This is a genomic window from Rhodococcus sp. IEGM 1306 (assembly GCF_036541985.1).
Lineage (GTDB): Bacteria > Actinomycetota > Actinomycetes > Mycobacteriales > Mycobacteriaceae > Rhodococcus_F > Rhodococcus_F qingshengii.
On the sequence record NZ_JAZHFF010000007.1, the window covers coordinates 204,830 to 221,381 of the forward strand.

Below are 16,552 nucleotides of genomic sequence, written 5' to 3' on the forward strand. Positions count from 1 at the left end.
GAATACAGCTCGGTGAAGTGCGGATGCGTCTCATGATGAAACAATATTGTTCGTCTGATGATCCGCACGGATTCCGAAAGCCGATACCCCGGACCTGCTCCGAGGTATCGGCCTGAGGTCAGAGGCAGAAGAAACTGAGCGAACTGATTGCCGCGTTCTGCTCGAGCTGGCCTGCATCTCCGACGTTGCCGGCGGCGACTGACAGATCTTGAAGGGAGAGAATAGCGTCCATTGTCATTTCCTTTGTTGATCGGCATGTTTACCGATGGATTTGATCGATCGAATTGTCTTGCGGTGCTGATTCCATTTCAGGTTTTTGGCCTGATGCTTCTGTGCTCCAATCTTCCGGGGTGATAACTTTCCGAACAACTAGGAGATGTGGCAGTTCGACGCGCACATCAGTGGAAACGACTGTCGGGCAGTTGCCGATCCGGTATATCGGAGCAACGCCAGTATTCCTGCAGATCCGGTTGCCCAGTCTGTCGAGAGTCTCAGGTTCTGTTCACCTGGAAAGTGCAGTCCTCCTGCGTGATTGAGGCTGTGCAAGCCCAGAAGCTGGAACTGCTGGGCAAGCGTCTGCTCACAATCGGCGCCGGCATATGGACTCTTGGAGAGTTCGCCGAGAAAGAGAATCAGCCCGGCTCGCCCGTTGAGTAGTCCGGCTTGGGCAGTGAATTCGACTGTGGCGGCGCGGGATATCGCACGCACCGCAGCTGCGTAACGCGGTTCGTCGATATGGCGCAGAAGTTGTAGAAGTACCAGGCCCACACCGACAGACCCGGATCCGAGATACGGCATCGTCCGGCGCTCCTCTCTCAGCTGCATCGACCCGTCAGGGCACATCGACATCACAGACAGATCGATGTCGACGAGCTCGCGTGCGTGTTCCAGCGATCGAGGATCACCACTCAGTTCGTAGTGGCGAGTCCAGAACAGTGCTTGTCCGCTCGGTCCCCGCATCAGCCCACCTCGGCCGGCCACTGCCCAAGGTGTTCCGCCGGCGTCGCGGACATGCAAGCGAGCAGCTGAAATTCGTTCGCGCAGAGTCTCGGTCACGACAGCGAGAGTGGGTGACACAGTCGGTCGTGAAACCGATTCCTCGAGTAGGAGGCAACCGATTCCGGAAAGGCCGCTGAAAAGGCTGGAGTCGATGTCGTCGAGTGGGGCTCGACGCAAAGTCTCGACCCACCTGTCGGCTGTCGAATGTCGCCCGTGATGCCGAAAGGTATGCACCGCACCCGCGAGCCCGTCGAAGAAGCCGAACTTTGGTTGAGTATCCGAATCAACTTGATGTTCAGTCCATTCCAGAACTGACTCCAAGGTGTCTGCGGGAAGTACATCGGCGAGCAGGTTTCCGCACGAGCCGTGAGCAATGCCGTAGCCGTTCACTTCGAACTGGGCGATGTCACCGGGAAAGAGTCGATCAGGGCGGGAGAGATCAAGCGAGGCGAGGATGCCGCAGCGCAATAGAGCGGCCGCCCGTTGCAGGTTTTCCCCGGGCGACGTGTCCCAACGATGCGGGCGATTCTCCGGTTCCGGCGCCTGTACGTCGAGCATCGAATAGAGCGAGGCACCGAAGGCACGAGGAAGATCGAAGCGAGACACCGCATAGTCGATGAGTTCGGGAATCTTGTTGCGATCGAGAGGGAACAATGTAGTAAGTGGAACAAAGAGTCCCAGCTCGATGCAGCCCAACGAGTATCGATCCGCCGCGATTCCTGTCAACTGTCGAGGTGCTGTGTATCCGGGGGCTCCGGTGGACCGGGGCGGATGCTCGTCGATGTTGTGGGCCATCTCGAAGTCGATGATCCGAATACCGGACGGTGAGCACATGACGTTGCCAGGGTGAAGATCGGCATGAACGATTCCGGCGTTGTGGAAGCTCTCGACTGCGGTAGTCAACTGTTGTGCAATGTCGAGTGCCCAGGTTCTGTATTCCGTTCGGGAACTGAGTGTCTGGTCGGCGCGTATCAGTGGGTGGCGGAGCGCAACTTCCTGATTCAGTGGAGTGCCGGCAGCGCGCTCGGTGACAAGGAAGTGGTGTCCCTCGCGCTCGAACAAGCTGATGGCAGAAGGTGTGTACGGGTTGTCGGCAAGGTGAGTCAACTTGTCGTACTCGTTACGGATGCGGTCGATTGCGTACCGGCCGTTTGCGTCCGGGGCGGTAAAGGGACGGCCTTCTTTGATGACCAGATCGATGCCGGCGTCGTCGAACGCGGAGTAGATCCCCCCGCTGTTGCTGAAGTGCAGGGCTTCATTGATCGAATAGGGGAATTCGTCGTGTGATTTCAGCTTGTCTTGCTGCGCGCGAACGAAGTCCGGGATTTGTACCCAGTCCGGAGTTCTGAAGGAAGTGCCGCGCACATCGGGTTCGAGCGATCCGTCAGGACGCCGAATTGCGGGGACGCGATCGCCGAATGAATCGTAGGTCTGCATGGGCAGATACGCGCCGTACCGTAAGTAGAGCGGTCCCCGGTTCCATCGCACATCGCTGAGGATGTACGGCCCGTCGGCACCGGTGACAAGCTTGTCCAGTTCGGTGATGACACGTTGTGTGGCAACACCATCCGCCGGATAGATCGTGATGAATTTTCCGCTGGAAGTTCGATTGGCCTGCTTGCTGTTGGACAACATGAGGTCTGCTGCCGTCCGAAGAAATTTGAACGGCACATGATTGTGACCGCAATACACGGAAACGGTATCGAGCAGCTCCTGCGCGTTGGCTCGGGTAGCGGAGCAGTGAATCTTCCATCCTTGTTCTGGCAGCAGACCGTCGGGCGGTTGGAAGTAGTTCCACGGTCCACTTTGGGGACCGCGCCGCCAGAGCGACCAATCCACCGACTCCGCGGGGATAAAGTGCTGGTCAGTTGATGTATCTGGTCGGGTGACCGTTCTGATTCGGTCGTAGAAATGCGGGTCGGCACGCGTGAAGGCAACGTATCGCAGGTCCACGCCAAACCTCCCGGTCAGTCCCCCTGCGGTTGTCATCGATTGGTGCCACGCCCCGAATCCCCTGTGGCTTGGATTGCTTGTGGCGGAAGGTTATCCGATTCCGGACATTTCGGGCGAAGATTGAAAACCTATCATTCGAAAGTACTAATGAATGGCGTGGGCCAGGCGAGGTCACTGATCGCCCAGCTTTTAGTCGGCCGCATTTGTTTCGAGTTCGGAGGCCCCCTGTTGACGAGAGGATCAAGTCGGTGGTAGTTCTTTAGCGAGCGCTAAGTCAGGGTGCTCCCTCGATCTCGGTCCGGTACCCGGCGCCACGAAACTCGGGTGCCGGACCGCCCCAGCAATGCACGTCCTCGAAGGGAACGAAGATGACCAAGGCAGTGATCGTCGATGTAGTCCGGATCGCGTCCGGCAAGGGAAAGCCGGGCGGAGCACTGTCCGGGACGCACCCTGTCGAACTGATGGCCCACGTTCTGCGTTCCATCACCTCGCGAAACGGCCTCGACCCCGCCCTGGTGGACGACGTGATCGGCGGTTGCGTCGGCCAGGCCGGTGAGCAGGCGCTCAACATCACCCGCAGCGCGGTCCTGTCGGCAGGGTTCCCCGAGTCGGTACCCGCCACCACGATTGATCGCCAGTGCGGATCAAGTCAGCAAGCTGCGCACTTTGCGGCGCAGGGCGTGATCGCCGGGGCCTACGACATCGTGATCGCGGCAGGCGTCGAATCCATGAGTCGTGTCCCGATGGGTACCACGACGATGGGGAAGGACGCTTCCGGTCCGGGCGTCGCGGCTCGCTACCCCGAAGGCCTGGTCAACCAGGGAATCTCTGCAGAATTGATCGCCGCCAAGTGGAAGCTTGACCGCGACGCTCTCGACGCATTCTCCGCGCAGTCCCACCAGCGGGCAGCAGAGGCAGCGGCGAAGGGGCTCTTCGACAAGGAGATTCTGCCGATCTCGGTGACCAACGCCGCCGGTGAGACCGTCTCGCATATCGTCGACGAGACGGTTCGCGCGTCTACTACCGTCGAGGGACTCGCCGGTTTGAAGCCGTCGTTCTACTCGGAGAAGTACGCGCAGCGCTTCCCCGAGGCGCAGTGGTCGATCACTCCCGGTAACTCGTCGCCGCTCACCGACGGCGCGTCCGCAGCACTGATCATGAGCGAAGAAATGGCGTCGAAGCTGGGGCTGACGCCGCGAGCTCGTTTCCATTCCTTCTCCGTTGCGGGCGATGACCCGATCTTCATGCTCACCGCACCCATCCCAGCCACCCACAAGGTGCTCGCTCGCGCGGGTCTGAGCATCGACGACATCGACACCTACGAGGTCAACGAAGCCTTCGCTCCCGTTCCACTCGCCTGGGCTCACGAGTTCGGCGCCGACCCGGCAAAGCTCAACCCGTGGGGCGGCGCGATTGCCCTCGGACACGCCCTGGGGTCCTCGGGTACTCGACTGCTGACCACGATGGTCAACCACCTCGAGGCCACCGGCGGACGCTACGGATTGCAGACCATGTGCGAGGGCGCCGGCATGGCCAACGCCACCATCATCGAACGCATCTGAAACACATAACCTTTCGAAAGGAACTCTCATGATCGTCAACGACAGCGTCGCCGTCGTCACCGGTGGAGCATCCGGCCTCGGCCTGGCCACCACCAAAGCCCTTCTTGCCGACGGCGCCAGCGTCGTCATCATCGACCTTCCGTCGTCCAACGGTGAAGCCATCGCCAAGGAACTCGGCGACCGGGTCCGCTTCGCGGCGGCAGACGTCACCGACGAGGCTGCGGTCACCGCTGCACTCGACGTGGCCGAGTCCCTCGGACCCCTGCGCGTGGCAGTCAACTGCGCCGGAATCGGCAACGCAGTCAAGACGGTCAGCAAGAAGGGCGCTTTCCCGCTCGACGCGTTCAAGAAGGTCATCGACGTCAATCTGATCGGCACCTTCAACGTCCTTCGTCTTGCTGCGGAACGTATTTCGAAGACCGAGCCGATCGACGGTGAACGCGGCGTCATCATCAACACCGCTTCGGTCGCCGCGTATGACGGCCAGATCGGGCAGGCTGCGTACTCCGCGTCGAAGGGCGGTGTCGTCGGTATGACGCTTCCCATCGCCCGTGACCTCGCGTCGCTGCTGATCCGCGTCAACACCATTGCACCAGGCTTGTTCAAGACCCCGTTGCTGGCCGGACTGCCCGAAGCAGCCCAGGCGTCGTTGGGTCAGCAGGTGCCTCACCCCTCTCGCCTGGGTGATCCCAGCGAGTACGGCGCGCTTGCTGCGCACATCGTTTCCAACCCCATGCTCAATGGTGAGACGATCCGCCTCGACGGTGCAATCCGTATGGCACCGCGGTAATTTCGGCTATCACATGACTGGCGAGGTGGAGTCGGTGAGCTCGGTGGCAGTGGACTGGAGGTCCTTCCCGCCGCTGGTGATGACCGACATCCTGATGGCTTCGCTCGAGCTGTTCGACGAGAATGGTTACCACGGCACGACGGTGCGCCAGATTGCCAATCGTGTCGGGGTAACCGTTCCCGCGCTCTACTATCACCACGCGAACAAAGAGGCAATTCTCGTCGCTTTGTTCGAGGTCTCGATGAGTGAGCTGAATACCAGAACCGAAGCGGCAGAAGCGGAGGCCGGCGAAAATCCGGTACGACGCTTCGCCTTGGTGGTGGAGGCGATAGTTCTCTATATGACCCACCGGTCGCGGCATGCTGCGTTGGACACCGAGATCCGGCATGTCTCACCGGAAAGCCGAAGTCGATACGCCGCCAGTCGTAAGCGGCTCGAGTTGCTGATGCGCAGGATCGTCGACGACGGTGTGGCATCGGGAGATTTCGCGGTCACCGATACCGAAGAGACCGTCCGGGCAATACTCGGTATGGCGCAGTCACTGCCGCGTTGGTTCCAGACCGGCGGTCCGATGTCACCGTCGCAATTGGCGCAGAAGTACGTCGACATCGCTTTTCACACGGTCGGCTATCGGCCGTAAAGTGCATCGCTCGTGAACGAAGGTGGGCAACAGGTCGAAAACCTGTTGCCCACCTTCAGTATTCATACTTCGGCATTCACTCGGTGTCAGAGTCGCGTAACTTCGAGTCCGCCCTCGTGGTAGTCGGCGCGAAGGCGTTTCTTGTCGAACTTGCCGACGCTCGTCTTCGGGACTTCCTGGACCACGGCCCAGTTCTCGGGCAGCTGCCACTTGGCAACCTTGTCCGAAAGGTACTGTTGCAGTTCGGACATGGTGGTTTCGGAACCAGCGCGAAGAACAACCGCAACCAACGGGCGCTCGTCCCACTTCTCGTCCGGCACGCCGATGACGGCAGCTTCGGTGACGTCAGGGTGACCCATGACGGCGTTCTCGAGGTCGACCGAGGAGATCCATTCGCCGCCGGACTTGATGATGTCCTTGGAGCGGTCGGACAGGCTCAGGAAGCCGTCGGCCGTGATGGATCCGACGTCACCGGTCTTGAGCCAGCCGTCGTTGAACTTGTCTTCCGCATCGACGCCGTAGTACGACCCGGTGATCCAGGGGCCGCGCACTTCGAGCTCGCCGACGGAAACGCCGTCGTGTGCAACAACTTTGCCGTCGTCGTCGATGAGACGTGCCTCGACGGATGCCGGGAAGCGGCCCTGAGAGTAGCGGTACTTCCACATCGCGTCGCCGGTGACACCGGCCGGCGGGCGGGCGACGGATCCGAGTGGGGAGGTTTCGGTCATGCCCCAGGCGTGCAGGACGGAGACGTTGTGGTCGGCTTCGAATGCGTGCATGAGGGCCGGCGGTACCGCGGACCCACCGATCAGAACCTCGCGCATCGAGGAGATGTCCTGCGGGTTCTGCTCGAGGTAGAGGTGCAGGCCCTGCCAGATGGTGGGGACGGCTGCGGCGAACGTCGGCTTCTCGCTGGCGATGATCGCAGCCAACGGGGCAGGCTGGAGGAAGCGGTCGGGCATGATCAGCGAAGCACCGATCATGAATGCGGCGTAGGGAAGTCCCCACGACATGGCGTGGAACTGAGGCACCACGGCGAGTGCACGATCGCCCTGCGCGAGGTTGGGGCCGTCGCTCATGCAGACCTGCATGGAGTGCAGGTAGATCGAACGGTGGGAGTAGACGACGCCCTTGGGGTCACCCGTGGTGCCGGACGTGTAACACATTGCGGCAGCGCTCAGCTCGTCGACCTCGGGCCAGTCGAACTCGGTGGGCTGATCGGCGATCAAGCCCTCGTAGGTGTGAACCTGCACTCCCTCGGGAGCTTCGAGTCCTGCAGTGGAGGAGCCGGTGACGACGATGTGTTTGACGGTGGTCAGCGACGGAAGCTGCGGAGAGAGAAGCGGAATCAGGGACGGGTCGACGATGATCACGCGGTCCTCGGCGTGATTGGCGACATGGATCAACTGCTCGGGGAACAGACGAATGTTCAGGGTGTGGAGCACAGCGCCCATCGAGGGGATCGCCAGGTACGTCTCGAGGTGCTCGGAGTTGTTCCACATGAACGTGGCGACTCGCTCGTCGCCCTCGACGCCGAGCCCGCGCAGGGCGTGCGCAAGCTGAGCACAGCGCTTGCCGACGTCAGCGTAGGACACACGGCGCGGGCCGGACTCGGTCCACGTGACAACCTCGGAAGCGCCGTGAACGGAGGCACCGTGGCGGAGAAGTTGAGCAATGGAGAGGGGGGCGTCTTGCATGGTGCTCAGCATGGGCTGCTCCTGTGTGGTGTGTGAGACCGGTGCTTTTGCCCACGGGCCGTCACAAACGATGTGCTGTGGCTGCCAGATTAGTCACAGCCCCGAAGTGCTCGCTAGTGACCCACTGCACTGGCGAAGAACCACGCTATGAGTAGCGCTCCCGGATCGACTACTCCGCGAGCGGCTTCGCCCACATAACTTGCACGTCCGCGGTTCGCGAGCATGGTTTCGGTCGACTCCGCCCCGGCCGCTGCGGCTTCCGCTGCGCTCGCCAGCGCAGCATCTCGATCGGCTTCCGAGCTCACGGATTGCTCCAACGACTCGACCGCCGGAACTATCGCGTCGACCATCGTCTTGTCGCCGACGCGTGCGCCGCCGAGCGAGGTGATGTTGTCGAGTCCCGCTCGCGCTGCAGCCGCGATCGCGCCGAGGTCGAGTTCGGAGTCCGCCGAGTCTGCGGCAACGCGGAAGAAATGCCGGAACCAGATGCCGAACAATGCGCCGGAGGTGCCACCGGCGTGGCCGAGGTACGCCTGTGAGACTGCATCGAATATCGTTGCGGTGGAGTACGTGTCACGGATCGCCGAGATGTCGAGTTGATCCAGTGCGGCCACCATGTTGGTCCCGAAATCGCCGTCGCCCGCTCGTCGGTCGAGATCGGTCAGTGCCGGTTCCTGATCCAGTACCTTCTCGGCCCAGTCCGCAATCCAGCTTCCGACGAAGCTGCTTTCGGCGGTGCGTGAGGTGTCGGGTGTGAATGTGGGACCGAAAGATTCGCGCGTGCCCATGCCGGTGTACTCACGCGCTATAGCATTCGGCCAGGCGGGCGCTTTTGTTGGTGCGTCCCATAATTCGAGGATTTCTTTGTCTGTGCGAACAAGGGTGATGGACGCGCCTGCCATGTTCAATGCAGTGACGAAGGTTCCGATCAGTGTCCGCTCGATGTGAATTCCCTGTTCGTCCAGATAATCTCCGAGTTCGGCGAACAGAAGTTGCAACTCCAGCGGGTGGGTGGCGCCGAGACCGTTGACGACGGCGATGACGCGGTCGCCTTCGGCGAGACTCAGGGACTTGATGATCGGGTCCGTCAGCCGCCGCACCAATTCCGGTGCGGGCAGGGCGTCCACGCGTTCTGTGCCGCGTTCGCCGTGGATGCCGATACCGAGTTCCATCTGACCCGCCGGCAAGTCGAACGACGGCTCGTCAGCCCCCGGCAAAGTGCATGGGCGAAGGGCGACGGCCATGCTCCGAGCGGAGTGCGCGACGTGTTGTCCGACCCGGGTCACCTCGGCCAGGTCGTCGCCGCGGGCGGCGGATGCGCCGCAGACCTTCTCCACCACGATGGTTGCCGCAGTACCGCGTCGCCCCGGGCCACTGCCGTCTGCGCGTTCGGTCGCGACGTCGTCGTCGACCAGGACGACGTCCGTATCGATCTTGTCCTCGCGTAGCAACTCTCGGGCGATACCGAAGTTCATCACGTCGCCGGTGTAGTTCTTCACGATGTGAAGGACGCCGCCGCCGGCGTCGGCAGCCTTGGATCCCTCGTGGATCTGAAGTGCATTGGGTGAGCTGAAGACCAATCCGGGGCAGACGGCTGTGAGCATTCCTTCGCCGATGAATCCGGCGTGCATGGGTTCGTGGCCTGAACCGCCGCCGGAGACGAGCGCGACCCGTCCGCGGGGAAGTGGCCTTGCGCGTGTGAGGTACCCAGGGTCGGGATTCCACGCGATGTCGTCGGTGGATGCGATCAACCCACGGAGTGCGTCGGGAACAAATGTCTTTGCGCTGCGCATGAACATCACTTCAGAGTAGGTCTAACGTCGACTTCGGGCACGGATCACGATCGACGAGAGGTGGACGGCGTGAAATTGGGGTTGGTACTTGCCGGTGGCGGCGTTGCGGGAATCGCCTGGGAAACAGGTTTTCTGTTGGGCCTTCAGGACAAATCACCGGACACTGCCGCTGCGCTGCTGACGGCGGACGTGTTGATCGGCACTTCCGCAGGTTCCACGGTGAGCGCTCAGATAGCGAGCGGCGTGACACTGCAAGAGCTTTTCGACGCACAAACAGCGGAGGCCACCGGGGAGCTCGACCCGAAGGTCGATGTCGAGGTACTCGGTCAGATGTTCGTCGACGCGATCGCAGGATCGCAGGACCGGGCCGAGCAGCTCCGTTTGCTCGGCGAAGCAGCGATGAGAGCCGATACCGTCGAACCTGCCGTGCGTCGCGCGGTCATCGAGGCGAGGCTGCCCAATCGGTTGTGGCCCGACCGGGAGTTGCGCATCCCGGCGATCAACGCACAGACCGGTGAGTTGAGGGTGTTCGGCAACGCTGACGGCGTAGAACTGATCGACGCAGTCGGAGCAAGTTGCGCCGTACCAGGGGTGTGGCCGGTAGTCGTGATCGAGGGCGAGCGGTACATGGACGGCGGAATGGCGAGTGGCTCGAATGTTCATCTGGCTGCCGACTGCGATGTGGTCGTGGTTCTTTCACCCGCAGCCGACCCCGCCCCGAATCTTCTGGGCGGCAGTCTACGAGAGGAAATCGACGTGATGACGCCCTTGCCCGTGCTGCCTGTCTTCGCCGACGACGCCGTCGTCGAAGCGATCGGAACGAACTCGCTTTCACCGACAACCAGGCGCCCCGCAGCCGAACTCGGCCGCGAACAGGGCCGTCGAACCGCCGACGAGATCGCCGCGTTTCTGGTGACGGCATGAGCGCCGCACGGATTGCCGTCGTCGTGCGCCCGGAGCAATCTCCGGAAGATCTGGTTCGACATGCCAGGTATGCAGACGAAGTCGGTATCGACGAGGTCTGGTTGTGGGAAGACTGCTTCTTCGGCGGAGGAATAGCCACTGCTGCAACTGTATTGGCTGAGACCGATCGCGTGGGTGTGGCGATCGGTGTGCTGCCGACCCCGATGCGCAACACCGCGATCACGGCGATGGAGATTTCAGCGCTGGCCAGAGTTCATCCGGATCGACTACGGGTTGGCTTCGGTCACGGCGTTCAGAGTTGGATGCGGCAGATCGGGGCCAAAGCCGAATCGCCGTTGACCCTCCTGCGGGAGCAGTTCGGAGCAGTCGAGCGGCTACTGGGCGGTGAGTCGGTGACGGTGTCCGGTCGATACGTGAATCTCACGGACGTCACGCTGGCGTGGCCACCGGAGACGGTGCCGCAGTTGCTCGTCGGCGCCACGGGGCCAAAGACTTTGGCGCTCAGTGGCGAGTTGGCGCAGGGCACCGTGCTCTCGGGTGGGACGACCCCGGACGGCGTGCGTCGGGCGATCGCTCACATCGGGGCGTCGGATCACGAGGTCGTCGTCTACGTCATCTGTGCTTTCGGTTCCGGCGGTCGTGAGCGCGCCCTTGCCGAGGCCGCAGCGTCCGGTAGCGAGTCGCCGGAGGATGCGATTGCCGTGGGCAACGCGGCCGAAGTCGCGGCAGCAACACGGCGATGGGTTGCAGCAGGTGCAACCACCGTGGTACTCCAACCGACTGTTGACGAGCCGGATGTCCGCGAGTTCATTCGCTTTGTCGCGCAGGAGGTTCAACCCCTGGTGGCGTAGTTCAGAAGGTTACTCTGGACAGAACCGCGTCGATGTCGGCAGTGCTCACGTCGCGATGTGTCACGAACCGAACCTTCCCGGCAACGGTGACCGCGCCGACATCGACAGCGGCGAGCTGAGCAACGGTGACCGACGGATCAGCTGTCGCGGCCAGAACGATGTTGGTGGCAGGTTCGTCGACGGCCCAACCGCGTTCACGAAGCCCCGACGCGAGGCGCTGCGCGTTGTCGTGATCGTCGGAGAGGCGAGCTTGTGAGCGCAACGCGACGATGCCGGCTGCGGCCAGCACTCCGCCCTGACGAACGCCGCCGCCGAGCATCTTGCGGATCCTTCGGGCTTCGGTGATCAATTCGGGTGATGCGGCGAGTATCGAGCCGACCGGCGCACCGAGTCCCTTACTCAGGCACACCTGAACGGTATCGGCGCCGGAAGTCAATTCGGTGGGCGAAACATCGAGTGCAGCAGCGGCATTCCAGAGACGGGCGCCGTCGAGGTGAATCTTCAAGCCGCGTGATCGCGCTGCGTCGACCAGCTTCGTCCATTCGGTCTGATTCATGACGGCACCGCCGGCGAAGTTATGAGTATTCTCGAGACAGAGCAGCGTGGTGTTCAACGCGAAGTACGGGCCGGGGGAGCCCGCCGCCTTCACAACAGTCTCGGGGGTGGGACGTCCGGGTCCGCCGTCGTGCGGCAACGCCATCGGCATTCCCTGGGCGAGCCAGGCAGCGGTGCCCAATTCGGAGCCCAAGACGTGAGAGTGTTCCGGTGCCAGGAACTGATCGCCGCGGTGAAGGTGCAGCATCAGCGCAATCAGGTTGCCCATCGATCCGCTCGGCACCCACAGTGCCGCCGGTAAACCCAGAGTGTGCGCCACCTCTTCCTCGAGCGCCGCCATGGTCGGGTCGTGATCGAGGACGTCGTCACCGACCTCGGCGTCGGCCATCGCCTTCCGCATCTCCGCATCAGGCTTGGTGACGGTGTCCGAGCGTAGGTCGATGTACGACGAAGTCATGGCTCATTCGATCAAGCCGCGTGTTCCGGCGTCAAACCGCGGTATTTCCAGGACGGCTCTTCCGGCCTGATAAATCGATATCGCTGAGGATGCCTTCCGTGTGATGATGAGCGTCGGCAATAGCCGGTGACGAGAACAAGAAGTGGAAGGGGACAGGCATGCGCGACTGGAAGCAAGCGTTGCACCTGCGCGGGCACTCACCCCGCGGTATTTCCCATCCCGCATTCGGGGAACAGAGCGGCGCTGGATATATGCCGTTCCCCATTTCTTGCATTTGCTCCTGACCCGTCTTCGTGTCCAGGAGTTTCACTCCTCGACACGAACTGAGAACTCTCATGCGGAACCCGAACCGCGCACTTGCTCACAGTTGGATGAACCGCCCCGTCCGGGTACTCAACGCCACGTACGAGTACCTCGGTGAAGTGAGCGCCGATCGTGCGGTCGTCCTGATCGCCACCGGCTCCGCGCAGTCCACCGAAGACGTGACCCCGATATTTCCGGTGCGCTCCAAGCACGTCGAAATCCCACTTCCGAGGACGATCCTGCTCGCCGAGTACGTGTACGTTGCTCACCGGGTGACGGTCACCGATTCCAGTCGGGCCACTTTTGCCGGTGTCTTCGACCGGGACGGTCGTCAATGTGCGTACTGCGCCGCCCGGGCAACGACCATCGACCATGTCCAGCCGCGGAGCCGTAACGGGCCCAACACGTGGGGAAATCTGGTGGCGTGCTGCAGTTCCTGCAATCAGCGCAAGGCGGATCGCACTCCGGCCGAGGCCGGTATGCGGCTGCTGTGGGAGCCGAAGGCACCTCGGCGCATCGAGAAAGTGCAGCAGGAGATCTGGCGTGAATTGAGTCGGACGTGACAGTCGAAGGGAGCCAGTGATGTGCGCTGACGAAATCTCCAATTTGGCTGAGCTTTTGCCGATCTCGGACGACCGGACGTGGTGGCAGGCGGAATGCCGAGGAGACCCCGAGCCGGACCGGTGGTTTCCCTTTCCGTCCGAGGGATACGACTACGCGACCGACGTGTGCAACAGGTGCCCGATTGCGGAATCGTGTCGCGAATTCGCCTCTGCCACTGGCCAGACCGGAATCTGGGGAGGAGTGAAGTTCGAGCAGGGCAGGATCGTCGCGGCGTGAGGGATCAGATTCCCGGCTCCGCGGCGATCGTACCGGCCGATACCGCCCGGCACAGAGCGTCGTGGTCACGTTCGGTTTGATCGGCGTAGAGCCGAGCAAACCGGGTGAGGGCGGTATCGACCGCGTCCGAGGTTCCCAGGTAACCGGAAATCAGTGACGCGCCACTGGTTCGTGCGTGTCCCTTGGCCAGTAGGCGACCGCAGATCGCGACATAGTCGGTCAAGGCCGCTGCATCGATATTGTTCAGGTCCACAGAACCTTTCATGTTCCGGAACTGACGGACGTAGTACTGGCGGTCGTCCACGGTGCACCACCCGAGCAGTGGATCGCTGACTGTCTGGAGAGCCTGCTGGTATTCCGCGACGCGTCGTCCTTGATGGTCGTGCCAGGCCGAGTCACCGTGCACGAAGGGTGCAACGACGGATCGGCGAGCCTGCTTGAGCTGCAAGAAGATGACGTCGTCCGGGATGCTCCCTTCGCACAGGGCCACATAGGCGCGCAGAGCGACACTCCCGACTCCGACAACCCGGTGCGCGACGTCGATGACGTTGTATCCCGAGACGACTCGGCGCCAGTGTGGTGCAAGGGTTTCGAGATACTCGTCCAGACCCTCCAGGAGGAAGTCGGTGTCCTGCGGCGTGAGTCGTGTTGTGAGCGGCGGGTTCTCGACCAACTGGCGCCGTCCGTGATCCTCGACGGTGAACCGCGGCACCGCATGGTCACTCGTACGCCGCCGGGCGCGCTCCGCGGCGCGCCTGATCTCGGCCAGCAACCCAGGATCGGTGACGTGGTCGGTGAGTCCGTCGAGATCGACCCGGTCGAAGGAGCGATCGAACAGCGGACGCTCGGAGAGCTTCGCCAAGTGGAGGCGATACGCGGACACACACGAGGTTGTTGCTGTTTCGCATTGAGCTTCGGTGAGACCGTTCTGCCGACCGGCCACCCAGATGCTCGCAGCCAGCCTTCGTAGATCCCATTCCCAGGGGCCGGGATGTGCTTCGTCGAAATCGTTGAGGTCTATGACAAGTTCGCGTTCCGGAGATCCGTAGAACCCGAAGTTTCCGACGTGCGCATCTCCACAGATGACGGGAGTGATGCCGGTGGACGGCAGCTGCGCCATGTCCTCTGCCATCAATCCGGCGGTACCGCGCAGGAATCCGTATGGCGAAGCGACCATTCGCCCCACACGGATCGGAACCAACCAGTCGAGTCTTCCCTCGTGTGCCGTGTTGACCTGATCGACCGGGTCACGTCGATCGGATGGGGGCGTCCAGTCGCCGAGCGACGATCGCGCCACTCGCTTGCGCAGGCCTTTCCCGATCTTGCGACGCTCACTGCGCGGCGTCTGACGCGCCCGCAAAGTCGCCCTGCCGTCCGGTTCGTTCTCGAGAGCCAGCTGACCGGCAGGCCTGTTCAGCGGGTCCATGTCGGGCTCTCTTTCGTCGGGCGTGCGAAACTCGCGCTCGATCTTATGCCCGCCGGATTGTGCGCCGCGCGACGAGTTCCTTAACTACCCGCCTGGGCAATCAACTCGACAGCGCGGTCGGCGCACAGTTCAGGATCCGGCATTCTCCCGATACCGAGGCATTCGACAACGGCGAACGACGTATCCGGTGTCGTTTCCACGCCGAGCGCCCACCCGAAGTAGTGATTCCAGGCGAGTACGGCTCGGTGGCCACTGTGCTGCGGAATCTCGCTGCCCAGAACGAGTACTGCGTCGAACGCGGGGCCGTCGCACCAGATGACCGATTCGGCGAAGGTAGAGCTGGCGACGGCGACTACGTACCTGTGACAAGTCGATTCACTCGGAATGGCGATGTGTGCACGCATGGTCGCTCCTCCGGCTCGGTTGCGATCGGAGGGTTCCCCGTTGCCGGCGCCGAAAAAACGCTTGTCAGATTACGTCCCGGCCACAGATCTACGACGCAGACGGTGCCTGAGATGTTTTTGTGCTGCCCGCGCGACCGAGCGAGTCGAGAGATACTGTTCGGCCGGTATCAACCGGGAACCGAACAAGTAGAACCTTCGGGCTTCGTCGTGGTCGTGGGTGGCCGCGGAGATGAGCAGACGTTCGATCGCGGTGAACTTTCGCCCACCGGCGTAACCACTCATGTAGTCGATGTGATTCGTCATACTCGCTCTGGCGCTACGGTATTCGGTCAATGCAGCGTTCACGTTCCGATGTGAGTCGAGTGTGTCTGCCGGCGTCTCCGTCAGCATGTGCGCGGTCGCATCGACCAGCATCTGAGCGGTCTCGAGTGCCCACGAGCATCCGATACCCCACAACGGGTCGTTGGTTGCCGCAGCGTCGCCGATGAGTGCGAACCCGTTACCTACGGGTTCGGTGAGGGTTGTGGAGAAGTGTTTGGTACCAACGATCTTCCCGACGATGTGCTCTCGCCGAACAAGCGGAGCGCCGGGTAATGCGTTGGCGTACTCGAGGAAAGCAGTAGGCAGGTCGTCAGCGAACGAGCCGAGCTTGTCGAGGGCAGGGAAGACCACCAGCACGCTGATTCCGCCGTCGTTGGGGAGCAGATAGGCGACGTCGGGATCCATGAACCACGACAATGACGTTTCTCCGCCGGGTCGTTCGAGTCCGGAGAGTTGTGCGAAATAGCTGAAACGCCCGTTGGATGCAGTCACGGAGTCGCAACGAGCGGATCGTGCGACGGTCGAATCCTTGCCGTCCGCTCCGACGGTCAATCGTGCTTCGACAGTGAAGACCGAACCCTGTTCGGTGCCGTAGACGCCTGCAGTAGTGCCGTTCTCGGTCAGCAGTCCGGAAACGCGATACCCGAGAAGAAGGTCGACGTTCGGGTAGTCGTTCGCGAGTTGGCGCAGTAGGGGGTCGAGAGTTTCCCTTCGGACGTTGAACCCAGGTGGCGGTGAGTTCTCTGCCGCGTCAGGGGTGATCACTCCCCAAGGGGTCCAGAATGTCGGAACGGTTTCCACCATTCCCAGGGCGAGCAGTTTTTCCGTGGCGCCGAGTCGTTGCAAGATCGGGGCACCGCACGGTTGCAGGTGGTGAGTGCACAGGACTTTGTGCGCCCGGATGTCGGAGCGAGCGTCGAGAAGCGCTATCCGCAGACCTTGCTGGGCGTACATGATGGCGGCCGCGCATCCCGCGATGCTCGCGCCGACAATCACAACGTCATACTTTTCCCGTGCCTTCGAAGTCACTCGATCAG

The 16,552-nt window shown here is 62.2% G+C and carries 14 protein-coding genes; 7 read left to right on the top strand and 7 right to left on the bottom strand.

Annotated elements, in window-relative coordinates:
• Positions 1-369 precede the first annotated feature (369 nt).
• Positions 370-2,952: a class III lanthionine synthetase LanKC gene (lanKC, locus tag V3587_RS21080; protein WP_283377137.1), complete on the bottom strand. Its 2,583-nt coding sequence runs from the start codon at positions 2,950-2,952 to the stop codon at positions 370-372.
• A gap of 368 nt (positions 2,953-3,320) precedes the next feature.
• Between lanKC and V3587_RS21085 the strand changes: the two genes are divergently transcribed.
• Genes V3587_RS21085 through V3587_RS21095 form a run of 3 tightly spaced genes read left to right on the top strand, consistent with a single transcriptional unit; the run spans position 3,321 to position 5,944 of the window.
• On the top strand, positions 3,321-4,514 hold the full coding sequence (locus V3587_RS21085; RefSeq protein WP_283377138.1) for a thiolase family protein: 1,194 nt from the start codon (positions 3,321-3,323) through the stop codon (positions 4,512-4,514).
• 28 nt (positions 4,515-4,542) lie between these two features.
• Positions 4,543-5,304, top strand: coding sequence for a 3-hydroxyacyl-CoA dehydrogenase (locus V3587_RS21090; protein WP_003942978.1), 762 nt, complete (start codon positions 4,543-4,545; stop codon positions 5,302-5,304).
• Between the two features lie 13 nt (positions 5,305-5,317).
• Positions 5,318-5,944, top strand: coding sequence for a TetR/AcrR family transcriptional regulator (locus V3587_RS21095; RefSeq protein ID WP_051649542.1), 627 nt, complete (start codon positions 5,318-5,320; stop codon positions 5,942-5,944).
• An 86-nt stretch (positions 5,945-6,030) separates the two neighbouring features.
• On the opposite strand, the gene V3587_RS21100 is transcribed toward V3587_RS21095, so the two are convergent.
• Positions 6,031-7,653 carry a long-chain fatty acid--CoA ligase gene (locus V3587_RS21100; RefSeq protein WP_283377139.1) on the bottom strand — a complete coding sequence of 541 codons (1,623 nt, stop codon included), beginning with the start codon at positions 7,651-7,653 and terminating at the stop codon, positions 6,031-6,033.
• 101 nt (positions 7,654-7,754) lie between these two features.
• On the bottom strand, positions 7,755-9,440 hold the full coding sequence (locus V3587_RS21105; protein ID WP_064113626.1) for a dihydroxyacetone kinase family protein: 1,686 nt from the start codon (positions 9,438-9,440) through the stop codon (positions 7,755-7,757).
• A gap of 54 nt (positions 9,441-9,494) precedes the next feature.
• Here V3587_RS21105 and V3587_RS21110 point away from each other — a divergent pair, with 54 nt between their 5' ends.
• Complete coding sequence (locus V3587_RS21110; RefSeq protein WP_058038372.1) at positions 9,495-10,358, top strand: patatin-like phospholipase family protein; 864 nt, start codon at positions 9,495-9,497, stop codon at positions 10,356-10,358.
• A complete protein-coding gene (locus V3587_RS21115) occupies positions 10,355-11,209 on the top strand; it encodes an LLM class flavin-dependent oxidoreductase (RefSeq protein ID WP_030536134.1) in 855 nt (284 codons plus the stop codon). Before V3587_RS21110 ends, V3587_RS21115 begins: the two co-directional genes overlap by 4 nt.
• Position 11,210: 1 nt before the next feature.
• On the opposite strand, the gene V3587_RS21120 is transcribed toward V3587_RS21115, so the two are convergent.
• Positions 11,211-12,221 carry a threonine aldolase family protein gene (locus tag V3587_RS21120; RefSeq protein WP_064113627.1) on the bottom strand — a complete coding sequence of 337 codons (1,011 nt, stop codon included), beginning with the start codon at positions 12,219-12,221 and terminating at the stop codon, positions 11,211-11,213.
• A 335-nt stretch (positions 12,222-12,556) separates the two neighbouring features.
• Here V3587_RS21120 and V3587_RS21125 point away from each other — a divergent pair, with 335 nt between their 5' ends.
• Both V3587_RS21125 and V3587_RS21130 read left to right on the top strand, forming a co-directional pair.
• Complete coding sequence (locus V3587_RS21125; RefSeq protein ID WP_099697175.1) at positions 12,557-13,087, top strand: HNH endonuclease; 531 nt, start codon at positions 12,557-12,559, stop codon at positions 13,085-13,087.
• Between the two features lie 19 nt (positions 13,088-13,106).
• Complete coding sequence (locus V3587_RS21130; RefSeq protein WP_003943196.1) at positions 13,107-13,364, top strand: WhiB family transcriptional regulator; 258 nt, start codon at positions 13,107-13,109, stop codon at positions 13,362-13,364.
• A 4-nt stretch (positions 13,365-13,368) separates the two neighbouring features.
• Here V3587_RS21130 and V3587_RS21135 read toward each other — a convergent pair whose 3' ends face one another.
• The 3 genes from V3587_RS21135 to V3587_RS21145 all read right to left on the bottom strand — a co-directional run bounded on the left by V3587_RS21135 (position 13,369) and on the right by V3587_RS21145 (position 16,544).
• Positions 13,369-14,790 carry a DUF2252 domain-containing protein gene (locus tag V3587_RS21135; protein WP_047269369.1) on the bottom strand — a complete coding sequence of 474 codons (1,422 nt, stop codon included), beginning with the start codon at positions 14,788-14,790 and terminating at the stop codon, positions 13,369-13,371.
• An 80-nt stretch (positions 14,791-14,870) separates the two neighbouring features.
• On the bottom strand, positions 14,871-15,194 hold the full coding sequence (locus V3587_RS21140; RefSeq protein WP_019745820.1) for a DUF6292 family protein: 324 nt from the start codon (positions 15,192-15,194) through the stop codon (positions 14,871-14,873).
• Positions 15,195-15,263: 69 nt separating this feature from the next.
• Complete coding sequence (locus V3587_RS21145) at positions 15,264-16,544, bottom strand: NAD(P)/FAD-dependent oxidoreductase (protein WP_231782649.1); 1,281 nt, start codon at positions 16,542-16,544, stop codon at positions 15,264-15,266.
• Between the last annotated feature and the right edge of the window lie 8 nt (positions 16,545-16,552).

Coding starts and splice junctions, on each gene's coding strand:
- V3587_RS21085 (WP_283377138.1), top strand. CDS start 3,321: ATGACCAAGGCAGTGATCGTCGATGTAGTCCGGATCGCGTCCGGCAAG.
- V3587_RS21090 (WP_003942978.1), top strand. CDS start 4,543: ATGATCGTCAACGACAGCGTCGCCGTCGTCACCGGTGGAGCATCCGGC.
- V3587_RS21095 (WP_051649542.1), top strand. CDS start 5,318: ATGACTGGCGAGGTGGAGTCGGTGAGCTCGGTGGCAGTGGACTGGAGG.
- V3587_RS21100 (WP_283377139.1), bottom strand. CDS start 7,653: ATGCTGAGCACCATGCAAGACGCCCCCCTCTCCATTGCTCAACTTCTC.
- V3587_RS21105 (WP_064113626.1), bottom strand. CDS start 9,440: ATGTTCATGCGCAGCGCAAAGACATTTGTTCCCGACGCACTCCGTGGG.
- V3587_RS21115 (WP_030536134.1), top strand. CDS start 10,355: ATGAGCGCCGCACGGATTGCCGTCGTCGTGCGCCCGGAGCAATCTCCG.
- V3587_RS21120 (WP_064113627.1), bottom strand. CDS start 12,221: ATGACTTCGTCGTACATCGACCTACGCTCGGACACCGTCACCAAGCCT.
- V3587_RS21125 (WP_099697175.1), top strand. CDS start 12,557: ATGCGGAACCCGAACCGCGCACTTGCTCACAGTTGGATGAACCGCCCC.
- V3587_RS21130 (WP_003943196.1), top strand. CDS start 13,107: ATGTGCGCTGACGAAATCTCCAATTTGGCTGAGCTTTTGCCGATCTCG.
- V3587_RS21135 (WP_047269369.1), bottom strand. CDS start 14,790: ATGGACCCGCTGAACAGGCCTGCCGGTCAGCTGGCTCTCGAGAACGAA.
- V3587_RS21140 (WP_019745820.1), bottom strand. CDS start 15,194: ATGCGTGCACACATCGCCATTCCGAGTGAATCGACTTGTCACAGGTAC.